The organism is Hydrogenophaga sp. Root209 (assembly GCF_001428625.1).
In the GTDB taxonomy this organism is placed as follows: Bacteria; Pseudomonadota; Gammaproteobacteria; order Burkholderiales; family Burkholderiaceae_C; genus Hydrogenophaga.
This window is the reverse complement of record NZ_LMIE01000001.1, coordinates 460500-482414: the sequence shown is the minus strand read 5'-3', so window position 1 is coordinate 482414 and position 21915 is coordinate 460500. Positions and strand designations below refer to the sequence as shown.

General features: G+C 66.6%; 25 protein-coding genes. 18 read left to right on the top strand and 7 right to left on the bottom strand.

Translation table 11 applies throughout. The features are described from left to right. Positions 1 to 318: 318 nt before the first annotated feature. Complete coding sequence (locus tag ASE11_RS02365) at positions 319 to 1245, bottom strand: LysR family transcriptional regulator (protein ID WP_162258015.1); 927 nt, start codon at positions 1243 to 1245, stop codon at positions 319 to 321. 122 nt (positions 1246 to 1367) lie between these two features. On the opposite strand from ASE11_RS02365, the gene ASE11_RS02360 reads away from it, so the two are divergent. The 5 genes from ASE11_RS02360 to ASE11_RS02340 are packed head-to-tail and all read left to right on the top strand — an operon-like array spanning position 1368 to position 6728. Next, complete coding sequence (locus ASE11_RS02360) at positions 1368 to 2108, top strand: enoyl-CoA hydratase/isomerase family protein (protein ID WP_056265291.1); 741 nt, start codon at positions 1368 to 1370, stop codon at positions 2106 to 2108. A 9-nt stretch (positions 2109 to 2117) separates the two neighbouring features. Next, entirely contained in the window at positions 2118 to 3554 is a 1437-nt protein-coding gene (locus ASE11_RS02355) for an FAD-binding oxidoreductase (protein ID WP_056265288.1), read from the top strand. Between the two features lie 48 nt (positions 3555 to 3602). Beyond that, entirely contained in the window at positions 3603 to 4613 is a 1011-nt protein-coding gene (locus ASE11_RS02350) for a Bug family tripartite tricarboxylate transporter substrate binding protein (RefSeq protein ID WP_056265285.1), read from the top strand. A 22-nt stretch (positions 4614 to 4635) separates the two neighbouring features. After that, positions 4636 to 5856: a CaiB/BaiF CoA transferase family protein gene (locus ASE11_RS02345; protein WP_056265282.1), complete on the top strand. Its 1221-nt coding sequence runs from the start codon at positions 4636 to 4638 to the stop codon at positions 5854 to 5856. Between the two features lie 23 nt (positions 5857 to 5879). Further along, positions 5880 to 6728: a sulfurtransferase gene (locus ASE11_RS02340; protein ID WP_056265279.1), complete on the top strand. Its 849-nt coding sequence runs from the start codon at positions 5880 to 5882 to the stop codon at positions 6726 to 6728. A gap of 84 nt (positions 6729 to 6812) precedes the next feature. Here the strand turns inward: ASE11_RS02340 and cueR are convergent, their stop codons facing one another. Continuing rightward, the gene (gene cueR / locus ASE11_RS02335; RefSeq protein ID WP_082585471.1) at positions 6813 to 7343 is read right to left on the bottom strand and encodes a Cu(I)-responsive transcriptional regulator; all 531 of its coding nucleotides are present in this window, start codon (positions 7341 to 7343) and stop codon (positions 6813 to 6815) included. A 112-nt stretch (positions 7344 to 7455) separates the two neighbouring features. Beyond that, a complete protein-coding gene (locus ASE11_RS02330) occupies positions 7456 to 7647 on the bottom strand; it encodes a heavy-metal-associated domain-containing protein (RefSeq protein WP_056265276.1) in 192 nt (63 codons plus the stop codon). 138 nt (positions 7648 to 7785) lie between these two features. Here ASE11_RS02330 and ASE11_RS02325 point away from each other — a divergent pair, with 138 nt between their 5' ends. From ASE11_RS02325 to ASE11_RS02315, 3 genes are all read left to right on the top strand, one after another. After that, on the top strand, positions 7786 to 9981 hold the full coding sequence (locus ASE11_RS02325) for a heavy metal translocating P-type ATPase (RefSeq protein ID WP_321166255.1): 2196 nt from the start codon (positions 7786 to 7788) through the stop codon (positions 9979 to 9981). Between the two features lie 352 nt (positions 9982 to 10333). After that, positions 10334 to 10948, top strand: coding sequence for a hypothetical protein (locus ASE11_RS02320; RefSeq protein ID WP_156406200.1), 615 nt, complete (start codon positions 10334 to 10336; stop codon positions 10946 to 10948). After that, positions 10945 to 11598 (top strand): hypothetical protein, encoded by a 654-nt coding sequence (locus ASE11_RS02315; protein ID WP_056265269.1) that lies wholly within the window; start codon positions 10945 to 10947, stop codon positions 11596 to 11598. The genes ASE11_RS02320 and ASE11_RS02315 overlap by 4 nt, the downstream gene beginning before the upstream one ends. 3 nt (positions 11599 to 11601) lie before the next feature. Here the strand turns inward: ASE11_RS02315 and ASE11_RS02310 are convergent, their stop codons facing one another. Together ASE11_RS02310 and ASE11_RS02305 are read right to left on the bottom strand one after the other, a co-directional pair. After that, positions 11602 to 12195 carry a hypothetical protein gene (locus tag ASE11_RS02310; RefSeq protein ID WP_156406199.1) on the bottom strand — a complete coding sequence of 198 codons (594 nt, stop codon included), beginning with the start codon at positions 12193 to 12195 and terminating at the stop codon, positions 11602 to 11604. Positions 12196 to 12406: 211 nt separating this feature from the next. Next, positions 12407 to 12892, bottom strand: a complete 486-nt coding sequence (locus ASE11_RS02305) for a TrmO family methyltransferase domain-containing protein (RefSeq protein WP_082585453.1) — start codon at positions 12890 to 12892, stop codon at positions 12407 to 12409. Between the two features lie 345 nt (positions 12893 to 13237). On the opposite strand from ASE11_RS02305, the gene ASE11_RS26380 reads away from it, so the two are divergent. The 3 genes from ASE11_RS26380 to ASE11_RS02290 all read left to right on the top strand — a co-directional run bounded on the left by ASE11_RS26380 (position 13238) and on the right by ASE11_RS02290 (position 14441). Continuing rightward, positions 13238 to 13531, top strand: a complete 294-nt coding sequence (locus ASE11_RS26380) for a hypothetical protein (RefSeq protein WP_235501161.1) — start codon at positions 13238 to 13240, stop codon at positions 13529 to 13531. 28 nt (positions 13532 to 13559) lie between these two features. Further along, positions 13560 to 13871, top strand: a complete 312-nt coding sequence (locus ASE11_RS02295; protein ID WP_156406198.1) for a hypothetical protein — start codon at positions 13560 to 13562, stop codon at positions 13869 to 13871. Between the two features lie 96 nt (positions 13872 to 13967). After that, complete coding sequence (locus ASE11_RS02290) at positions 13968 to 14441, top strand: VOC family protein (RefSeq protein ID WP_056265253.1); 474 nt, start codon at positions 13968 to 13970, stop codon at positions 14439 to 14441. Between the two features lie 66 nt (positions 14442 to 14507). Here ASE11_RS02290 and ASE11_RS02285 read toward each other — a convergent pair whose 3' ends face one another. Together ASE11_RS02285 and ASE11_RS02280 are read right to left on the bottom strand one after the other, a co-directional pair. Beyond that, entirely contained in the window at positions 14508 to 14957 is a 450-nt protein-coding gene (locus ASE11_RS02285) for an OsmC family protein (protein WP_056265249.1), read from the bottom strand. 31 nt (positions 14958 to 14988) lie between these two features. Next, on the bottom strand, positions 14989 to 15873 hold the full coding sequence (locus ASE11_RS02280; RefSeq protein ID WP_056265246.1) for an MBL fold metallo-hydrolase: 885 nt from the start codon (positions 15871 to 15873) through the stop codon (positions 14989 to 14991). Between the two features lie 119 nt (positions 15874 to 15992). Here ASE11_RS02280 and ASE11_RS02275 point away from each other — a divergent pair, with 119 nt between their 5' ends. The 7 genes from ASE11_RS02275 to ASE11_RS02245 all read left to right on the top strand — a co-directional run bounded on the left by ASE11_RS02275 (position 15993) and on the right by ASE11_RS02245 (position 21909). Next, the gene (locus ASE11_RS02275; RefSeq protein WP_056265242.1) at positions 15993 to 16313 is read left to right on the top strand and encodes an ArsR/SmtB family transcription factor; all 321 of its coding nucleotides are present in this window, start codon (positions 15993 to 15995) and stop codon (positions 16311 to 16313) included. A 3-nt stretch (positions 16314 to 16316) separates the two neighbouring features. After that, positions 16317 to 16754, top strand: a complete 438-nt coding sequence (locus tag ASE11_RS02270) for a YeeE/YedE family protein (RefSeq protein ID WP_056265238.1) — start codon at positions 16317 to 16319, stop codon at positions 16752 to 16754. Between the two features lie 11 nt (positions 16755 to 16765). After that, a complete protein-coding gene (locus tag ASE11_RS02265) occupies positions 16766 to 17200 on the top strand; it encodes a DUF6691 family protein (protein ID WP_056265236.1) in 435 nt (144 codons plus the stop codon). 1 nt (position 17201) lies between these two features. Then, positions 17202 to 17633: a TIGR01244 family sulfur transferase gene (locus ASE11_RS02260; RefSeq protein ID WP_056265234.1), complete on the top strand. Its 432-nt coding sequence runs from the start codon at positions 17202 to 17204 to the stop codon at positions 17631 to 17633. 25 nt (positions 17634 to 17658) lie between these two features. Then, positions 17659 to 19395 (top strand): SulP family inorganic anion transporter, encoded by a 1737-nt coding sequence (locus ASE11_RS02255; RefSeq protein WP_056265232.1) that lies wholly within the window; start codon positions 17659 to 17661, stop codon positions 19393 to 19395. A 51-nt stretch (positions 19396 to 19446) separates the two neighbouring features. Further along, complete coding sequence (locus ASE11_RS02250) at positions 19447 to 20550, top strand: mechanosensitive ion channel family protein (protein WP_056265229.1); 1104 nt, start codon at positions 19447 to 19449, stop codon at positions 20548 to 20550. A 153-nt stretch (positions 20551 to 20703) separates the two neighbouring features. After that, positions 20704 to 21909 (top strand): NnrS family protein, encoded by a 1206-nt coding sequence (locus ASE11_RS02245; protein WP_056265225.1) that lies wholly within the window; start codon positions 20704 to 20706, stop codon positions 21907 to 21909. The last annotated feature ends 6 nt before the right edge of the window (positions 21910 to 21915 follow it).

Sequence of the window (21915 nt, the reverse complement as noted above, 5' to 3'; positions counted from 1 at the left end):
GGTGGACGCTGGCGATGTCGAACGGCCACCATCGCTGAAGCACCCCCGGCTCAATCCCGCGACCAGATTTTCCTCAACCACGCTGGAGACAACCATGAACGCGCGCCGACTGACCCTGACTATTGCCTTTGCGGCGGCTGGCTGCCGAGGACTACAAGAAGTTGCTCGTGCTCGCCGTGCGCGATGCGGGGCAGTTCGCCAAGGACCACATCCCGGGTGCCATGGCTGCAGCGAAGGGGCTGACTGAAGCAGCGGCTGGCTTTGCGAGAAACATATCCCGGCTGATGCATGCATGCCAGCATTCACTGGCAGCTGCTGTCAAAACGCCTCGGCAGTCAGCGCTTTCTCAACTGGATCTGCACCCAAACCTGCGTAGTGCGCTACCAAGAATTCCCGGTAGGCTTGGACCGCTGGAGAGTCAGCACGTTGCGGGTTTCTGTACAACACGAATGGGCGGTTGGCCACCGGCTGTTCCAACGGCACGCAGTGCAGGCCATGCAGTCGCGCCATGGGCCACACATAGCCGGCGCAGATGGCGACTCCAGCGCCACTGGCCACCAAACCGAGGGCTGTGATGGTGTTGCTCACCTCGTAGCGCGCATGCAGTTCGATGGTCTCGGGCAGCTCGGCGCGGATGCGCAGTTCAGACCCCTGCCCGATGAAGATGATGGGCTGATCGTGCAGTGCCTTCCAAGGCAGGCGCTTGCGCCTGGCAAAGGCGTGGTCGTGGGGCAGCACCGCGTGGGCGCGGGAGGTGAACAGGGGGGTGACCTCCAATGCGTCACCCACCGGCACCCGAAACGACACCGCGAGATCGGCCAACCCGGTCTCGACCGATTGCACGATCTCGTGCGTGGGCACGTCCACCGGTTCGATGCGCACCTGTGGCCATTGCTGCTGGAAGGCACGGAACACAGGTGGAAGCAGTACCCAGTTCATCACGTGCGTCATGGCGATGCGAACCACACCCGTGCGATGCAGGCGCAGGTCGTGCGCGAACTGCTCGGCGCGCCGCATGTCGGCCAGCACGCGCTCGGCATAGTGGAAGTACTGCTGGCCCGCATGGCTGAGCACCACGCGCCGTGTGGTGCGGTCGAACAGGCGGAACCCCAGTTCGGTCTCCATGTCGCGGATCAGCAGGCTGAGCGCGGCGGGCGTCACATGGAGCGAGCGGGACGCTTCGACAAAGCTGCCGAGCTGGGCAATGGCCGAGAAAGCCTTGAACTGGCGGACAGAAATCTGCATGCCGGCCATTGTTATCTGAAATCGAATGAATCGGTTAATAAGTCTTGCTTCTCCTTGTCAGTGATCGCCCCTAAAGTGCAGATCGCCCCTCCAGAAAGGGCCCACGACACAGGAGACTGACCATGAGCGAAGGCTCGATCGACACACGATCGCAGGACGGCATCACCGTCATCACCCTCAACCGACCGACCAAGCGCAACGCCATGACGGCCGCGATGTGCGCCGGTCTGCGCACCGCCTTCGAGAACTTCCGCGACGGCAGTGACCGGGTGGCCGTGCTCACCGCGGCGGGCGACATCTTCACCGCGGGCGCCGACCTGACGAGCCCGCCTTCGCAGTTCTGGAAGGCCCTGCCCGACGTGGGCGTGGACATCGGCAAACCCGTGATCGCGGCGCTCAACGGCCCCTGCATCGGACTGGGCGTGGCGATCGTGGCGTTCTGCGACCTGTGCGTGGCATCCAGCAACAGCCGCTTCGTCTATCCCGAAGCCCGCGTGGGCGTGGCGGCCGGCCTGATTTCGTCGATCACGGCGCGCATTCCGCACAAGGTGGCGCTGGAGCTGATGCTGCTGGGCGAGCCGCTGAGCGCTCAGCGCGCCTATGAGGTTGGTCTGGTCAACCGCGTCACCGAGCCCGGCGCCGAGTTGGCCGAGGCCCTGCGCATGGCGGCGGTGCTGGCGCAGTCCGCGCCGCTGGTGCTGGGACTGCTCAAGAAGATGGTGCGCGAGACCTTGCCGCGCAGCCCGATCGAAGCCATGTACCTGGCCCAGGCAGACGCCGAGCGCGTGCTCCACAGCCAGGATGCGAAAGAGGGTCTGGCCGCCTTCCGCGAAAAGCGTGCACCCCGTTTCACCGGCCACTGAACCACCGCCATGACCATCACCTCCCAACAGCACGCCGCGCCCAGCCTGCGCCAGCCCTTCACCGACGAGCTGCGCGAACGCTTGCGTCAGCGCTTCGACGCCCAGTTGAACACCGGGGACTCCGCGCTGAACAACCACGCCCGCGGCGAGTCACCGTTTCCGCCGGCGCCTCCCCAGGCCGTGCTGATGGCCCACCACCTGGACGATGTGGTCGACGCCATGCGGATCTGCCACGAACACCGGCTGCCGGTGATTGCCCACGGGGCCGGCTCCTCGCTCGAAGGGCAGTTGCTGGCGCTCGAAGGCGGGCTGTCCATCGACCTCACGGGACTGAACGCGATCGTGTCGATCAACGCCGAGGATCTGACGGCCACGGTGCAGGCCGGCGTGACGCGCGAGCAGCTCAACGACGCGCTCAAGCCGCACGGCCTGTTCTTCCCCATCGACCCCGGCGCCCACGCCACGCTGGGCGGCATGACGGCCACCCGCGCCAGCGGCACGAACGCGGTGCGCTACGGCTCGATGCGCGAGAACGTGCTCTCGCTCACCGCCGTGACGGCCGATGCCCGCGTGGTGCACACCGGCACCCGGGCCCGCAAGTCGGCCGCAGGCTACGACCTCACGCGCCTGTTCGTCGGCTCCGAAGGCACGCTGGGCCTCATCACCGAGGTGACGCTGCGCCTGTACCCGCTGCCCGAGGCCATCAGTGCCGCGGTGGTCACCTTTCCCGACTCGCGCGGCGCGGTGGACACGGTGATCCAGGCGATGCAGATGGGCGTGCCGCTGGCGCGCTGCGAGTACCTGTGCACACGCTCCATCGAAGCCATCAACCTCGTGCACGGCATGGGTCTGCGCGTGCAACCCACGCTGTTCCTGGAGTTCCACGGCACGCCTGCCAGCCTGCAAGAACAGGTGGAGCTGATGCAGACCCTGTGCAGCGACAACGGCGGCGAGGGCTTCGAGTGGGCCGAGCGGCCCGAAGACCGCACCCGGCTGTGGAAGGCCCGGCACAACGCGTACTACGCCTGCCGCGCCACACGCGTGGGCAGCGAAGTGATTGCCACCGATACCTGCGTGCCGATCTCGCAACTGGCCAGCTCGCTCCAAGGGGCTGCCGACATCCTGAAAGACGCCAGCTTTCCGACCATGCTGTTCGGCCATGTGGGCGACGGCAACTTCCACGCCCTGCTTGTCGTGGACCCGACCAACCCCGCCGAGATGGCCGAGGCCGAGCACCTGAACGCCGCCATCGTGGATCTGGCGATCGACATGGGCGGCACCTGCACCGGCGAACACGGTATCGGCCTGCACAAGATGGACTTCCTGCGCCGCGAAGCCGGCGAAGAAGGCATCGACCTCATGCAGCGCATCAAGCAGGCGTTCGACCCGCTGAACCTGCTCAACCCCGGCAAGATTTTTTCCCTGCCCGACGCGGCCAGCGCCTGAACGGCGGCCGCGCCAAGCCAGTCAGCCACCACAACAGAAGGAGACACCATGAAATCGCTCAAACCTTTCGCCGCGACGCGCACCACGCGGCGCCAGCTGCTGCGCGGTGCGGCAACTGCAGCCTGCGCCATCTGCCTGCTGCCCGCAGCCCAGGCCCAGGTCGACAAATGGCCGACCCGCAGCGTCACCATCGTCTCGCCCTACAACCCGGGTGGCACCAACGACGTGGTGGCGCGCCTGGTGGCCGACCGGCTGCAGAAAGCGCTGGGCCAGCCCTTCGTGGTGGAGAACAAGCCCGGTGCGGCCGGTATCGTGGGCTCCGGCGGGGTGATGCGCGCCGCGCCCGATGGCTACACCCTGCTCTCGGGCAACAACGGCTCGATGGTGGTGCAGTCGGTGGTCAAGAAGCCTTCGCCCTACGACCCTGCGACCGCCTTCACGCCCGTGGCCAAGGTGGCCGACGCGCCCAACTACATCGCCATCAGCAGCACCGTGCCGGCCGACACCGTGGGCGAGTTCATCGCCTACACGAGGCGCAACCCGGGCAAGCTCAACTACAGCTCCGCGGGCAGCGGCTCGTTCGGCAATTTCATGGGCGAATACTTCAAGCAGCAGACCGGCACCTACATCGTGCACATCCCTGGCCGGGGCAGCGCCTCGGCGCTCAACGAGATGGTGGCCGGCCGCATCGAACTCATGATCGACCCACTGGTGCTCAACCAACGCAATGGCGGGCGCATCAAGGTGCTGGCCACCACGCACGCCAGCCGCGTCGACGCCTACCCCGACATCCCGACCATCAAAGAGTCCGGCGGACCCGAGTTGGACATCACCGGCTGGTTCGGCCTTTTCGGCCCGGCCAACCTGCCACGCGAGGTGGTGGACAAGATCAATGGCGTGCTGCAAGGCATGGCCAGCGACCCGGAGGCCCGCAAGATGCTGGCCACGGCCGGCCTGGTCCCCGCCCACCTGCCCGGTGCGGCCTTCAGCAACCTGATCAAGGAAGACGTGAAGCGCTACGACGCCATCCAGCAGCGTGCGCGCATCGTCGTCGAATGATCCCCCCCCGCCGGAACACCCCTTGACCCCCACCATCCTTCCCCACATCAAGGTTCTGGACCTCTCTCGCGTGCTGGCCGGTCCCTGGTGCACCCAGGCCCTGGCCGACATGGGCGCCGAAGTGTTCAAGATCGAGCGCCAGGGCACCGGCGACGAGATGCGCCACTCGCCGCCCTTCCTGCGCGGCGCCGACGGCCAGCCCACGAAGGACAGCACGTCCTACGTGTGCGTGAACCGCGGCAAGCGTTCCCTCACCATCGACTTCACCCAGCCCGCGGGTCAGGCCCTGGTGCACGAACTGGTGCGCCAGTGCGACGTGGTGGTGGAGAACTTCAAGGCCGGCGACCTGCAGCGCTACCGGCTCGACTACGAGAGCCTGCGGGCGATCAACCCGTCCCTCGTGTACTGCTCGATCACCGGCTACGGACAGGACGGCCCCATGGCCGCGCTGCCCGGCTACGACCCGGTGTTCCAGGCCATCTCCGGCATCATGAGCACCTGCGGCCTGCCCGAGGGCGAGCCCGGCGCCGGGCCCATGCGCTCCATGCTGCCGCTGGTGGACGTGATGACCGGCATGGTCGCCACATCGACCGTGCTCGCCGCCCTGCTGCACCGCGAGCGCACCGGCGAGGGCCAGCACCTGGACATCGCGCTGCTCGACGTGGCGCTGGCCGCCAGCGTGCACCTGGGCCAGACCTACCTGTCCACCGGGCGCGTGCCGCAGCGCGCGGGCAATGGCAGCCTGCTGTTCGCGCCGTCCAACTGCTTCCCCTGCCTGGAAGGGCACATCCTGATCCAGATCGGCAACGACAACCAGTGGCAGCGCCTGAGCAAATGCCTGGGCCGCACCGACTGGCTGGAGAACCCGCATTTCGCGACCAACGCCGAGCGCATGCGCCACAAGGCCGAGGTCGATGGCGCGGTCGCCGAGATCACCCGCACCTGGGACAAACAGGCGCTCTCGCAGATGCTGGGCGAAGCGGGTGTGCCCTGCGGCCCGGTGAACGACATGGCGCAAGCCTTCGAGCATCCGCAGGTACGCCACCGCGGCCTGCGCGTGGAACTGGACGACCCGCGCCTGGGCAAGCTGCCGGTCATCCACAGCCCGTTCCGCTTCTCGCGCACGCCCGTCGTGCACCGCCCGCCGCCGGCGCTGGGTGCCGACACCGAAGCGGTGCTGCGCGAGCACCTGCGCGTGGACGACACCCGCTGGCAGGCCCTGCAGGCCGCCGGCGTGGTCTGAACCCTGTCAACCTCCTGCCCACCATGTCACTGAAATCCCCCCTGGTGTCTGCGGCCGACCTGGCCGCCCACCCCGAATGGCGCGTGTTTGACTGCCGCCACGACCTGGCCAACCCCGAACTCGGGGCGCAGCAGTTTGCCGCGGGACACATCCCCGGCGCGGTGCACGCCCACCTGGACCGTGTGCTCTCCGGCCCCACGAACGGCCGCAACGGCCGCCATCCGCTGCCCGATCCGGACGCACTTTGCGAGTGGCTGCGCGCCCAGGGCGTGCACGACAGCGATGTCATCGTCGCCTGCGACGCTTCAGGCGGCGCCTACGCAGCACGCCTGTGGTGGCTGCTGCGCTGGCTCGGTCACGGCGATGTCGCGGTGCTCGACGGCGGTCTGCCAGCCTGGGAGGCCGGGGGTGGTGTGCTGGTGACCGACGTGGTCGACCGCACACCCGCGCGCTTCGAGCGCCGCGAGCCCCTGGTGGACATGGTGAACACGGCCGACGTCCAGGCCAACCTGGAGCAGGCGCAATTCCTGGTGGTCGATGCCCGAGGCGCCGGCCGCTACGCCGGAGAGGGCGAAACGCTGGACCCGCGCGCGGGGCACATCCCGGGCGCGCACAACCGGCCCTTCACCGACAACCTGGACGCCAGCGGCCGCTTCCATCCGGCCGCCCGGCTGCGGGCCGATTTCGACCGCGTGACCGGTGGCCAGCCGCCCGGGCAGGTCGTGGCGCAATGTGGCTCCGGCGTGACCGCCTGCCACAACCTGCTTGCCATGGAACTTGCCGGCCTCCCGGGTGCCCGTCTCTACCCGGGCTCGTGGAGCGAGTGGTGCAGCGACGACACACGCCCGTTGGCCTCTGGGCCACTGCCCTGACCGACTGGTGCACACCTGCGTCCACTCTGGCGTGCAAAGGTATCGCATGGACCCGGCAGATCATCACCGGTCGCAACAGCTTGGTCAGCGGCCATGGTGGTGAACGTGGACCCCCCGCATCCAGGCCATGAGATCGATGGGGCCGGAAGTGCCGGTGCTGGCTACCTCGGTCAGAGCTCGAGACCTTTTGAGCTGCGGCTTTTGCCGGGGTTGGTGCTGGGTCAAGGTGCCGCGCGAGAGCTTGTCCAGGATCGCGCAGTGCGGCTGTTCGTTGCCGTGGCAGGCTGTCACCAAGACCGAGAGCCCGTCCATCATCTGCTCGATTTCTCGCCGCTTCTCCTCAAGGTCCGCCAGGTGACGTTGTGCCACGGCCTTCACCTCGCGGCTCGTGCGCTGTGAATCGCTCCACAGGCCCATGAGCTCGGCGATCTGTGCCACCGAGAACCCCAGGTGGCGCGACTGCCGGACGAACCGCAACACCGAGACCTCCCGATCGCCATAGAGTCGGTAGCCCGCCTCGCTGCGTTCTGCCTCGGGCAGCAGGCCGATCTGTTCATAGTGGCGGATCATCTTCGCGGAAACGCCTGCGGCGGCAGCCGCTTCGCCGATGTTCATCAGAGTGGTCATGGTGCGCTCCGGGGTTTGAATGACTCCAACGGTCGAAGGATGTAGCTTGTCATGGTGGGAAGGTCAAGGCCCTCACCGGGAGAGCCCTGAGGAGCGGGGTTCAAAGGGTTGGGTAGCCAGCGTCAGCCAGCGCTTCGACCAGAGCATCGCGGTCTTCACCGCTTTTCACAGTGATCAGACGTCGCGGAAGATCGACCTGTATCTCGCATGCTGGATCAACCAGTTTCAGGGTGACGTTCACCTTGGAAGCGCAGTGGCCGCAGGTCATGTCGGGGAGGTGGAATTCGTGCATGGATGACTCCGTAAGAGGGTTGAGGGAACCCGCACTGTGGGTATTGCCACGGTGGCAATGTCAAGTCGCATCTGCCGTTGCGCTTGCCACCGTGGCAAGGCCAACCATTCGCTCCACCCTCAACCCTTGGAGTGCCTCATGAACACCGCCACCTTGTCGCTCATCGAGCATCAGTTTCCCATCGAAGGCATGACCTGCGCCTCGTGCGTTGGCCGCGTCGAGAAGGCCTTGAAGGCTGTTGCCGGCGTGAAGGAAGTCAGCGTCAACCTGGCCACGGAACGGGCCACGGTGAACGCTGCTGCTTCCACACTGCCGGCCAGCCTGGTGGCCGCGGTGCACAAGGCCGGCTACAGCGTGGGCAAAGAACCGAGTGAGGAACAAGGCACACAGCCCACAAGAAGCAAAGGCGAGCCCTGGTGGCCTGTCGCGCTCGCCGCTTTGCTGTCGCTCCCTCTCGTGCTGCCCATGTTTGCCATGGTCTTCGGCGTCGATTGGACAATCAACGGTTGGCTGCAGCTGGCACTGGCCACACCGGTGCAGTTCTGGCTGGGCGCGCGCTTCTACCGCGCGGGCTGGAAGGCGGCTCGCGCCGGCGCAGGCAACATGGACCTGCTGGTGGCACTGGGTACCAGCGCCGGATACGGTCTGAGTGTGTATCTGCTGTTCAAGCACCTCGAACACGGCACGCCGCACCTGTACTTCGAAGCCTCTGCCGTGATCATCACGCTGGTGTTGCTGGGCAAATGGCTGGAGTCGCGCGCCAAACGCCAGACCACCGCCGCCATTGCAGCCCTCAATGCCCTCAAGCCCGAGGTGGCGCGCGTGCGCATGTCCTATGGCGATGTGGACGTCGCCATTGCCCAGGTGAAGGTGGGTGACACCGTGGTGATTCGCCCGGGTGAGCGCATTCCGGTGGATGGCGTGGTCACCACCGGGTCCAGCCAGGTGGACGAATCGTTGATCACGGGTGAGAGCCTGCCCGTGGTCAAACACGCGGGCGACAAGGTCACAGGCGGCGCCGTCAATGCCGAGGGCCTGCTGTTGGTGGAAACCACGGCGGTGGGCGCCGAGTCCACGCTCTCGCGCATCGTGCGCATGGTCGAATCGGCTCAGGCGAAGAAGGCCCCGATTCAGCGCATCGTGGACCGCGTGAGTGCCGTCTTTGTTCCGGTCGTCCTGCTCATCGCCGCACTCACCCTGCTGGGCTGGGGCCTGGCCACCGGCCATTGGGAGCAGGCCATTCTGAACGCGGTGGCGGTGCTGGTCATCGCCTGTCCGTGTGCCCTGGGCCTGGCGACCCCCACTGCCATCATGGCCGGCACCGGGGTGGCCGCTCGCCAGGGCATCCTGATCAAGGATGCTGAAGCGCTGGAGATCGCGCACCGCATCAACACCGTCGCGTTTGACAAGACGGGAACGCTCACCGAAGGCAAGCCGACGCTGGTCGCGGCGGTCGCTGCTCCCGGCCATGATCACCAGTTGCTGTCCTGGAGCGCCGCCATTCAGGCGGGCAGCGAACACCCGCTGGCACGTGCCGTGATGAACGCCGCCGAAGAGGCTGGTCTTGTTTTGCTATCGGCCGCCAAGGTGAGTGCCGTGCCTGGGCGCGGCATGTCGGCCGAGGTGCAGGGTCGTGCCTTGCGGCTCGGAAGCCCGCGTTACATGCAGGAGCTGGGCGTGGACACATCGGTCATGGCCGAGCCAGCGCGCCGGCTTGAAGACGAAGGACGCACGGTGTCATGGCTCGCCGACGTGACGCAAGCACCTGCTCTGGTGGGCATGCTGGCCTTTGGCGATGCTCCCAAGACCAGCGCCATGACAGCCATTCGGAGCCTGCAGGCTTTGGGTATTTACACCGTGATGGTCACTGGCGACAACCTGGGAAGCGCGATGGCCGTCGGGAGTGCTCTGGGCATTGACCACATCGAAGCCGAGGTGTTGCCCGCAGACAAAGCAGCCATCGTGAACCGGCTCAAGGAAGGTGGCCGAGCGGTGGCCATGGTGGGGGACGGCATCAACGACGCACCGGCGTTGGCCCTGGCCGACGTGGGCATCGCCATGTCCACCGGCACCGACGTCGCCATGCACGCCGCGGGCATCACCCTGATGCGGGGCGACCCCGCGCTGGTGGCCGATGCGATCGACATCTCGCGCCGCACCTACCGCAAGATCCGGCAAAACCTGTTCTGGGCCTTTGCCTACAACGTGATCGGGATCCCGCTGGCGGTGGCTGGTTTGCTGAACCCGGTGGTGGCGGGTGCTGCGATGGCATTGAGCAGTGTGAGCGTGGTGAGCAATGCGCTGCTGCTGCGGGGTTGGAAGCGCAGAGGTTGAGGGCACTGGTGCGTGTGCGAACCAGGCGCCGTGACAAGCGTCGCTGCGCCCAATCGCAATGTCGGTTTCTCGAAGTTCACGGCGCTTCAATCACACCGACTGGTTGGTAGCTGTCCACCAGAGAGCCGCTTGGCAGCGAGTGCTGTCGTTGGTCAGCGGGGAGCGCACTCAAACTGGCTGAAACCAAGCAGTCGCTGGACCTTCCGACCGCGGGCATTGATGCTGATGGCGATATACAGTCCCATGCACGGACCAGCGCTTGACGCGATCTCACGAAGCGGCGTTTTCACCAGGCTCTCATGAGGCGGCTGCCGGCCGGCTCCGTGCCCCGCGCCCACCCCACCGCCCTACCATGTCTCGCACCATCCGCCCTCTTGCCTTGCTCGCCCTGCTCGCCCTGCTCGTCGGCTGCATGGGCGGCGCTGTCGAGCTGCCCGGCAGGATGGAGCAGCCGGCGCTGGTGGATAAGCTCGACGTGACCGTCGGCGCATCCTTCCCCGGCAAGGCGCGCGGCTATGTGCTGCCTACACCGATCGTGCGCATCCACGTCGGCGAGTCCAGCGCAGCGCGCTTGCGCCAAGCGTGGGACGCGCTGTTCGCCAGGGTGGTCGACCTGCCCGACTGGCCGCCATGGCGCTCGCAGCCACCCGCGGTCGAGGGCGTGATTGAGCTCGCCGAAGCCGACATGGACGTCGCGCTCGGCAACGACGCCACCCGACCCGACCGTATCCGCGCGCGCTATCGCATCTGCCTCTACGAGCCCGACGCCACGCCGGTCAAATGCTGGACCGCAGAAGCCGAATCCACCGACCAGCGCAAGATCGGCGAGTGCCTGCCCGACATCGGCGCCTGCATCGGCCAGCAGGCCGACCACGTGATGCGCGAGGCGGTCGCGCGCTTCCTGCTCGAGTTCGAGGCCGACCCCGAGGTCAAGCGCTGGGCTGCGCGCAAGCAGGAGGCGCGATGAAGCGCCTGCTCGCCGCGCTTCTCATCGTGCTGATGGCACCGCTCGCGCCGGCTGCCGAACAGCCGCCCGTCGTCGGCCTGGTGTGGTGGCCAGCGGATCCGGCCGATCCCCGCCACAGGTTCGCCCGCGAAACCGAGGAGTGCCTTGCCACCACGCTTCGCGAGCGGGCGCCAGGCGTGCGCGTCGTCCACCAAGGCGTGATCCGCGACGCGCTCTACCCGCGCCTGGAGCCTGCCACCCAGCCGCCCAACGAACAAGCCTTCGCCGAGCTGCTCGCCCGCCCCGCCGTGCAGGAGCGGCTGCGCGGCCTCGGCCTCACGCACCTGGTGGCGTTCACCGGCGGCACCGACGTTGCTCCGTTCCAGGGCGGCATCCTGTGCGGCGCGGGTTACGGGGGCGGAGGCTGCCTGGGCTTCGCCTGGCAGGACAAGACCACCACGCTCGCTGCAGCGCTGTGGAACCTGGAGCGGCGCGAGAGCGTCGCCCACGAGCAGTCCCGCTCCGAGGGCACCACCATCGTGCCGGCGTTCTTGTTGCCGATTCCGCTGATCGCCGACACCCACACCGCCGCTTGCCAGGAACTCGGCGCTCAGGTTGCCCGCGACGTGCTCGGCGAGCCCGCGCCGCAGCCAGGCACGCCACCGCGCTGACGCTCATCCCCCGGAGAGCAGCTCGGCGAGCGCCTTCTCGGCTTGCGCCGCCACCTGCCGCAGCGCCTCGTCGGTCACGCCCTGCACCAGCTCCTCGCTCGGCCACCAGTAGGTGCGCTCGGTCTTCGCTCCGGCGGCCACACGGTCCTGCCCTCCCACGCGCAGCACCAGGTCCACCTTCGCCGTGACGTCCCAGTAAAGCACGGTGGCCGGGGTCAGCACACCGAACTCGCGGACGCCGACATAGATGGTCGGCACGGACCGGGGCCTGAGCCGTGCCAGCGCCGCATCCGCCTTCGCCTGCACCAGCGCGCGCACGATCTCCAGCTCATCGGGCTCGATGACGATGCGTCCCATGGAGACACCGCCGATCGTGGTGCGCTCGCTGTGCACCCTCTGGCGGATGTCGGAGACCTCCACCTTCGCCACCCGCGGCAGTCCCTGCGCCTGCGGCGCGAGCCTGGTCGGCTCCACGCGCACCGTGATGTCGCTGATGGCACCGCTCTTGGGAGCGGGCATTGACGCAGGAGCCGTCTCTGTGGCGCAGCCGGCGGCCAGCAGCAGCGTTGCGACAGCCATCAAAATGGGTGCTCTCATGGTCGTTGCCCTCTGTCTTGTGGGCGGCCCGTTCTTTCCGTCGGCGCGCCTGACGGGTGGTGGAAGTGGCGCAGATGATGGAATTGTGAGCATCGACATGTGAAACGCTTCCTGGATCTGGGTCGGTTGGATAAAGCCTTGGCAGACATCGATCTCCACGGCATGGTGCAGTTCGAAATTTATCTCCCAAACAGCCAGTCAACACACTGTGCTACCAATAGAGCGCCATCAGCTCGTGCGACCAATCCGGTTGCCGCAGCTCACCGCCAGGCAAGTACTCTTCCCAAACTGGCTTCAGGTCGAGCAGCGGAGACCCATCAACCGCATCGAGACCGACCACATCGATTTCTGTACCACGCACGGCAAGAATGCGGCAATAAGACGTTCCGATGCGGTTGGGTCGCATGCGGCCGCGTTGCGCGAAGATGCCCACACAAGGCCAATCGGTGCGCCCGCGGGGATGGCGCGCACCGACCTCCTCTGGTTCTTCCGCCTCCACGTGAAAATAGAACAGCACTTGAAGATGAGAGAGTGCTGCCAGCCCACTCAACGCGTCGGGGCCGAAGCGGGTAGGGTCAAGTACGAGTGTGCAGCGGTTGTTCCCCCAGCCGTCTTTTTTCGTGGCCTCTCGTCGACCGCCCACCACGCACCCAATAGGCAGCATCTGGATCGCATATGGCTTTGGTTTCACTTGCATGAGGTCCTTACCCGCCGCAACAGCTGCGGCCTGCTTCGTTGATCGAATTCTGGTGCGATGGCGCCATTGCCAGCAGTCCCTCGGATCTGAACAGGTGAGATCCGTATGTCCAGGGGCAAGCTGCGACCGCACGTTGCCGCAGTACACCGCAGAGCTCGTTCTTCGACAAGTCTCGTGGCGCTCGCCCGAACGAAGTTTCAAGCGCGTTCGCGATAGGTGCGCCCGCTCGGCCAGCGCGAAGCAGTGGCAATGCCAGCGTGCGCGCGATGCCCATCGCCACGTCGCGCCCGACGTCGTCTTCCACCAAGGCCAGTGCCAGCTCGTTAGCAGTTCCCTGCGCTTCAAGTGGACGTGCCGCAAGACTTCGATGGTTTCGACCGTGTTCACCCCTCGGGGGCTGACTATGTGATCATGCCGGCGTTGATCAATGATGCCGATCCCGCCGGCCGAATGCGGCGCGCGCATCGTCGGTGTGTGCAACGGCACCTTGGTGGTCGGCAGCGCCATCCGGGCTCGACGCATGTGCCGCACCAGCGCTACCTGGTGGATCGGGACGTGGCGACCACGACCGGTATCACGGCATCGATCCCGGTTGCCCTGGCTCTCGTGGAGGCGATGGGTGGGCGTCTGGTCGCATGAGGATTGGGGCGTGGATGTGCAAGAGGGCATGGACGGCATCACCCTGGCGCTGACCGCGGACGCCTGGTCGCGCACCGGCCGGGTGAGCGTGCTCGCGGAATCAGCGTCGCCGGGCTCCGTCGCGCTGCGCAGCGGGATGAAGCTCGTCGCGGAACGCGCCAGCCACGAGCTGCCACGCCTGCCCCTCACGGCCACGATAAAGCCCTTGCAGCAACTCGACGCCACGTTGTGCCAGATTGCGGAGCGCTTCGGATCGTCGCGTCGCGAGTGGGTGGTGCTTGAGATGGAGTACTCCGGTGCGCTTGCGTCTGTCGATTCCGGCCGTTGCCGATCGTCGTGATGACGGGAGCTGGTGCCGAACAAGCGAATTCCGAGGCACCTGCCTTCCCGGCGAAACCGGTAAACCCATCCAATCAACTCAACAAGGAGCTACAAAATGACCAGTTCCATCCGTACCTGCCTCTGGTTCCGCGACGGGCGGGGCCGCGAGGCCGCTGATTTCTACTGTTCTCTGATCCCGGGAAGCCGGGTCGAGACGAGCTTTTCTGGCGATGCCGGGCACGGCACCTTCTCGGTGATCGACTTCTCGCTGGGCGGGGTGCCCTACCAGATTCTCGATGCCGGGCCGGTCTTCACGCTGACCGAGGCGGTGTCGATATCGGTCGCGACGGATGACCAGGCCGAGACCGATCGGCTATGGGCGGCGTTGACGGCGGATGGCGGCGAGGAGAGCGTCTGCGGCTGGCTGAAGGATCGCTACGGGGTGTCCTGGCAAATCTTCCCTCGGCGGCTGACGGAATTGACGACGAGTGCCGACAAGAAGGTGTCGGCCTCGGCAATGGCAGCGATGATGAAGCAGAGGAAGATCGATATCGCGTTGATCGAAGCAGCGGTTCGCGAGGCGGTGTAGCCCGTCGTGCGTCATCGCGCGTCCGACCTGGCCCGCGCAGCGCCCCGCTTGCCGGGATGGACCGACTCAGGTCTGATCCCGCAGCGTCAGGCCATCGGCGTCGACCACGGTGACCCGCACGGGCACGGCCTGGCGCACACTTTGTGTGACCGTGCAGAACTCTTCGAACTGCGCCAGTGCCCGGTCCAGGTGCTCGAGCGAACTCGCCACCACCCCGAGGGTGATGGTGGCGTGGATGCCCAGGATCCGCAGCCGACCTTGCGGGTTGCGGCCCAGCTCGGCCGTCACCCCGCAGCGCAGGGGTTCCGGCGCCTGCTTGAACTTGCGCAGAGCGAACAGCAGCGAGTCGCTCAGGCAGTTGCCCACCGAAGCACACAGCAACTGTGCAGGGGCGGGGCCTTCGCCCTTGCCCAGCGGTGCGGGCTCGTCGGCGATCAGCGTCGGAATGTTCTCGCCGAAGTTGATCTCGAAGCGGTAGTCGGTTTGCTGCTGGAGCGATACGGAAACGGTGGTCATGGTGCTGCCTTGGGCGAGGGTGGTTGGTGGATCAGAGCGCGTTGAGCGGGATCTTCAGGTAGGCCACGCCGTTGTCTTCCTTGGGTGGCAGTTCGCCCGCGCGGATGTTGACCTGGACCGAGGGCAGGATCAGTGTTGGCATCTCCAGGGTGGCGTCGCGCTGCGTGCGCATGGCCACGAACTCGTCTTCGCTCACGCCGTCGTGCACGTGGATGTTCTTCGCACGCTGTTCGGCCACGGTGGTCTCGAAAGCCACTTCCCGGTCGGTGGGTGGGTAGTCGTGGCACATGAACAGCCGCGTTTCAGGCGGCAGGCTCAGCAGCTTGCGGGTGGAGGCGTAGAGCGCGCGTGCGTCACCGCCGGGGAAGTCGCAGCGTGCGGTGCCCACGTCGGGCATGAAGAGTGTGTCGCCCACGAACACCGCGTCGCCAAAGCGGTAGGCCGCGCAGGCCGGCGTGTGGCCGGGCACGTACATCACTTCACCAGCGAGGGCGCCCAACGGGATGGCTTCACCTTCCTGGAACAGGTGGTCGAACTGCGAGCCGTCGAGCTTGAACTCGGGCTCCAGGTTGAACACGCCCTTGAACACCTTCTGCACGCGGGTGATGTTGCCGCCAATGCCGATCTTTCCGCCCAGTTGGGCCCGCAGGTATGGCGCGGCCGAGAGGTGGTCGGCATGGGCGTGGGTCTCCAGGATCCACTTCACGTGCAGGTCATTGGCGCGCACGTACTCGATCACCTTGTCGGCCGACGCGTGCTGCGTGCGGCCCGATTTGGGGTCGTAGTCGAGCACCGAATCGATGATCGCGCAGTCGCTGCCCGGGCCGTTGTGGACCACATAGGTCACGGTCCAGGTGGCGGGGTCGAACATGCCATGGACCTGGGGTTGGACGGGGGTGGTCGAAAGAGATGTCATGGAGGACTCCTTTAAATAAGCTGATAACAATATATTGACAAATAGAATGTTTGTCAATATATTCTCACCATGCTTCGAGGCAGCGCTGAGCAGCCTCAACGAACTGGAAGGAAACATCGATGAAAAGCGTCCTGATGGACCTGGAAGAAATGCAGTCGGCCGCAGGCCGAGCCTGCCGCCTGATGAAGGTGCTGGCCAACCCGGATCGGCTGTTGATCCTGTGTCAGCTCTCTCAGGGTGAGCGCCGCGTGGGGGAGCTTGAAGAGCTGCTCGGCATCGTGCAACCCACCTTGTCTCAGCAGCTCACCGTGCTGCGCGACGAGGACCTGGTGAGCACGCGCCGCGAGGGCAAGAACATCCACTACGCGCTGACCAGCCCGAAGGCGCTGGCCGTGATGCAGGTGCTCTACGAACAATTTTGTGTCTGTGAAAAGGAGTGAGTCATGACGGTTGATTGGGTCAATTTCACGCCGTGGGCTTCGTTGTCCGGCGGCATCTTGCTGGGCGTGGCCTCGGCATTTTTCATTCTGGTGAACGGCCGCGTGCTGGGCATCAGCGGCATTCTGGGTGGCCTCTTGCCCCCGAAGACGGGCGACGCGGGCTGGCGCATCGCGTTCCTGCTGGGCATGCTGGCCGCGCCATTGGCGTATGGCCTGCTGGCGCCCGAAGGTTTCGCACAGGCGCCGCGCATTGACGCGGGCTTCGCCACCATCGTGGTTGCCGGCTTGCTGGTGGGCCTGGGCACGCGCTACGGCTCGGGCTGCACCAGCGGGCACGGTGTGTGCGGGCTCTCGCGCCTGTCGCCCCGCTCACTCGTTGCCACGCTCGCCTTCATGGGCGCGGGCTTCGTCATGGTCTTCGTGGTTCGCCACGTTCTGTAAGGAGCACACACATGCACCGCATCACCGAATTCTTCGTGGGCCTGCTGTTTGGCCTGGGCCTGCTGCTCTCCGGCATGACCGACCCGGGCAAGGTGCTCGGTTTCCTGGACCTGTTCGGCACCTGGGACCCGTCGCTCGCTTTCGTCATGGGCGGCGCCATCGCCGTGGGCTTCTTTGCCTTCGCACTGGCCAGGAAGCGCACCACCAACTTCCTGGGGGGAGCGCTGCACCTGCCCAAGTCGAGCCAGATCGACAAGCGCCTGGTGATCGGCGGCCTGACCTTCGGCGCGGGCTGGGGTCTGGCGGGTTTCTGCCCGGGTCCGGGCATCGTTTCCATGGCCTCCGGCGAGGTGAAGGCCGCGGTGTTCGTGGCGGCCATGGTCGTCGGCATGGTGATCTTCGAGGTCGCCGAGCGCACCGGTCTGCGCCGGCGCGTGGGGGCCTGACATGCGGCCATTGACCGTGATCCCCCTGTCGGACGAGCTGTCGGTCGCGGGGCAGATTTCTCCCGCCGACCTCTCCGGGCTTGCGCGCGCCGGCTTCAAGTCCGTCATCTGCAACCGGCCGGACGGCGAGAGCCCGGGCCAGTTCAACCACCTCGATCTGGCGGCCGCGGCCAGCCAGGCCGGCTTGGCGCTGGCCTACCTGCCGGTGGTCTCGGGTCGGGTCACCCCGGCAGACGGTCAGGCGTTCGCTGCTTTGCTGAACCAGCTGCCCACGCCCGCGCTGGCGTACTGCCGCAGCGGCATGCGTTCGGCGACGTTGTGGGCGCTGTCGCAAGCGGGTTCGCAACCCTGGCCCGAGCTCGCGCAACGCGCGGCCCAGGCCGGTTTCAACCTGAGCGGCGTGGCCCCGCCCCCGCCGATTTCGTCCCTGTGACGCCCGCAACCTGAACACCCCCAGCATGCATCCATCGTCCAACTGGCGTCAGCTGTTGCCTTCCCTGCCCGTGTTGCAGTGGGGTCGCGCGTACAACCGCGACACGCTGGTCAGCGACGGCGTGGCGGCGCTGATCGTCACCATCATGTTGATCCCCCAGAGCCTGGCCTACGCCATGCTCGCGGGTCTGCCCCCCGAGGTGGGCCTTTACGCCAGCGTGGCGCCGCTGCTGCTCTATGCGGTGTTTGGCACCAGCCGCGTGCTGGCCGTGGGGCCGGTGGCGGTGGTTTCTCTCATGACGGCCGCGGCCATTGGCCAGCACGCCGTGGCGGGCACGCCCGAGTACTGGGCGGTGGCCATCACGCTGGCCTTTCTGTCGGGCCTGCTGCTGCTGGCCATGGGGTTGCTGCGCCTGGGTTTCCTCGCCAACTTCCTGAGCCACCCGGTGATCTCGGGTTTCATCTCGGCCTCGGGTCTGCTGATCGCGGCCAGCCAGCTCAAGACCTTGATGGGTGTGAAAGCCGAAGGGCACAACTTCGTCGATCTGAGCCTGTCGCTGCTCTCGCAGCTCGGTCAGGTCCACACACTCACCCTGGCCATCGGCGCGGCCACGGTCGCCTTTCTGTTCTGGGTGCGCAGCGGCCTCAAGCCGCTGTTGCAGCGGGTCGGCATGAAGCCGCGAGCGGCCGACATGGTGGCCAAGACCGGCCCGGTGGCGGCGATCGCGGTGACCACACTGCTCACCTGGGGCCTGGACTGGCAGGCGCAGGGCGTGAAGATCGTGGGTGCCGTGCCTCAGGGCCTGCCACCGTTCACGCTGCCCTTGTGGGACCTGGGCCTGTGGCAGCAACTGCTGGTGCCGGCGCTGCTCATCAGCGTGGTCGGATTCGTCGAGTCGGTGTCGGTCGGGCAGACCCTGGCCGCCAAGCGGCGCCAGCGCATCGAGCCCGACCAGGAGCTCGTGGCGCTGGGCGCAAGCAACCTGGGCGCGGCTTTCAGCGGCGGCTTCCCGGTCACCGGTGGTTTTGCGCGCTCGGTGGTCAATTTCGACGCCGGTGCCCAGACGCCGGCGGCCGGCGTGTTCACCGCCGCCGGCATCACGCTGGCCTCGCTGTTCCTCACGCCTGCGCTGTTCTACCTGCCCCAGGCCACGCTGGCCGCCACCATCGTGGTGGCGGTGCTGTCGCTGGTGGACTTCAGCATCCTGCGCAAAACCTGGAACTACGCGAAATCGGACTTCCTGGCGGTGGCGGCCACGCTGGTGGCCACGCTCACGGTCGGGGTGGAGACGGGGCTGGTCGTGGGTGTGGGCGTGTCGCTGGCGCTGTACCTCTACCGCACGAGCCGCCCGCACATGGCCGAGGTGGGCCTGGTCGCAGGCACCGAGCATTTCCGCAACGTGCAGCGCCACGCCGTGCTGGTGAGTCCGCGGGTACTGAGCCTGCGGGTCGACGAAAGCCTGTACTTCGCCAACTCACGCGCGCTGGAAGACCGCATCAACAACGCCGTGGCCCATCGCCCCGGCCTCGAACATGTGGTGCTGCAGTGTTCGGCCATCAACGACATCGATGCCAGCGCGCTGGAAAGCCTGGAAGCCATCGACCTGCGTTTGCGCGGCGCCGGCCTGCGTCTGCACCTGTCCGAGGTCAAGGGGCCGGTGATGGACCGCTTGAAGAACACGGAATTCCTGCACGGCCTGAGCGGTCGGGTGTTTCTCACCCACTACCAGGCCGTCCACGAACTCGCGCCCGACGTTGGTTGAGGCGCGCGGCGCGCCCGCTCACGCCTGTCTGTGCATGCGTTACGCTGCCGCATGGACTACCCCCACTGGTTTCCACCCGCGCTCGTGACCTGGCTGCCCATGCTGGGCAGCATGTTGGTTGGCGTGCTCGCCGCCAGTCTCGTTTTCCGGTTGGGAGAGCGCGTCGTGCGCCGTGCCACACGAGAGGCGCCCATTGCCGCCAGCGTGGCATCCAGCATCCGCGCACCCGCGAAGTGGCTGTTGCCGATGCTGTTCGTCAACCTTGTGTTGCAGGGTGCGCCCGAAGACGCTCTGGGGCTGGCGGGTGTTCAGCGTCTGATGGCGTTGCTGCTGATCGCAAGCCTGACATGGATGGTGTCCAACGCCATCCGGGGCCTGGCACAAGGCGTGATTGCCGCCAATCCGACGGGTGTGGCGAACAACCTGGAGGCGCGCCGGATCCAGACGCAGACGCGCGTGCTTGCGCGCTCGCTTCAAGGCCTGGTGGTGTTGATCGGGCTGGCCATGATGTTGATGGCCTTTCCCGCGGCGCGTCAGATCGGTGCGAGTCTGCTGGCGTCGGCCGGGGTGGTCGGTATCGTGGCGGGCTTTGCGGCACGCCCTGTGCTGGGCAATCTGATCGCCGGGCTGCAGATCGGACTGAGCCAGCCCATTCGCCTGGACGACGTGGTCATTGTCGAAAACGAGTGGGGGGTGATCGAAGAGATCACGGGCACCTATGTGGTGGTGCGGATCTGGGACCAGCGCCGCCTCATCGTGCCCCTGCAGTACTGGATCGAGAAGCCGTTCCAGAACTGGACCCGAAGCACTTCGGAGCTCATCGGCACGGTGTTTCTCTGGGTGGACTACCGCATGCCGCTGGCGCCTTTGCGCGCCGAATTGCAACGGCTTTGCGAGGCGTCGGTGCATTGGGACAAGCGCCTGGCCATGATCCAGGTGACGGAAGCCGGCCCGCATGCGATGCAGTTGCGTTGCCTGGTGACATCGGCGTCGGCTCCAGCGGGCTGGGATCTGCGCTGCGAGGTGCGCGAAGGCCTTCTCGATTTCATGCAACGCGAATACGTCCACTTTCTCCCGCGCCAGCGGGCAGAGATCACGATCGATCCACCCGCCGATCAAACGGCGGGCAACCCGCTTCAGGCCGATCGAGCTTGACGATCGTCACGCGGCTCACCCGGGCCGGCGGGCATTCCCCCTGAAGGTGCACGCGACAGCTTGCTTTCATGAGCGGATGTCTTTAAGATGCATTCAGAATGAATGTTTATCCCGCTCCTGGGATATGCATCGCTCATGAGCCCTGTGCCTCCCATGACAACGCCACCCGCCATGCTCGCAGCCCGTGCGGCCACCCCCGTGCCATCGCCCCAGGGGTGGCCACTGCTGCGGCTCGGCTTCCGTCCGTTTTACCTGGGCGCCGCCGCTTACGGCATGCTGGCCATTCCACTGTGGATCGCGCTCCTGCTGGGGCAGGTTTCCTTGAACCTGACGGTCTCGCCCGTGCTCTGGCACGCCCATGAAATGTTGTTCGGCTTCACGGTGGCCGTGATCGTGGGTTTTCTGCTGACGGCGGGCAAGGCATGGACCGGCCTGGACACACCGCGCGGCGCCGTGCTGGCCGCTCTCGCCGGGCTGTGGCTGGCCGCCCGGCTCGCGGCCGTGTTCGCGCCGTATGTGGTCTACGCGTTGCTGGACCTGCTGCTGTTGCCACTGGTGGCCGGCATCTTCATCGCGGTGCTCTTGCGGGCGGGCGGCGGGCGAAACTTGCCATTGGGCGCCATCCTGTTGCTGCTCGCCCTGGCCAATGCTGCGTTTCACGGAGCGGTGAGCGGGGTCCTCAACATCGAACCGGTCCGTGCCCTGCACGCGGGGCTGGCGCTGATCGTGATGATCGAGTGCGTGATCGCCGGGCGGGTGATCCCGGCGTTCACCCAGTCGGCGTTGCCAGGCGTGAGGTTGAAGGTGCCTCCTTGGCTGGAGCAGGCCACACTCGGCACGACGGCCATCGCGCTGGCTTTGTGGGTGCTGGCTCCGGCCAACATCTTCAGCGCCACGGCGCTCGGTGCTGCGGCTTTGCTGCATGTGCTTCGCCTGTGGTGTTGGAAACCGCTTCGCACGCGATCACGCCCTATCCTGTGGGTGTTGCACCTCGCCTATGCCTGGTTGCCCGTCGGCCTTGTGCTGCTCGCGCTGTCGCAGCTCGGCGTGGTGGGCATTTCGTCGGGCATCCACGCCCTGGCGGTGGGCGCCACCGGCGGGCTCATCATCGGCATGATCACCCGCACCGCGCGCGGTCACACCGGGCGGGCGCTGCAGGTGTCGCGTCTTGAGGTGAGCGCCTACCTGCTGGTGGCCGGCGCGGCCGTCGCCCGGGTCCTGCTGCCGCTGCTGGCGCCACAGCACCTCGCCATCTGGCTGGTGGCCGCTGCCCTGGCCTGGGGCCTGGCATTCGCGCTGTACCTGCTGGTCTTTGCGCCCTGGCTGGTCGCCACCCGCCTCGACGGGAAGGACGGCTGAGCCACC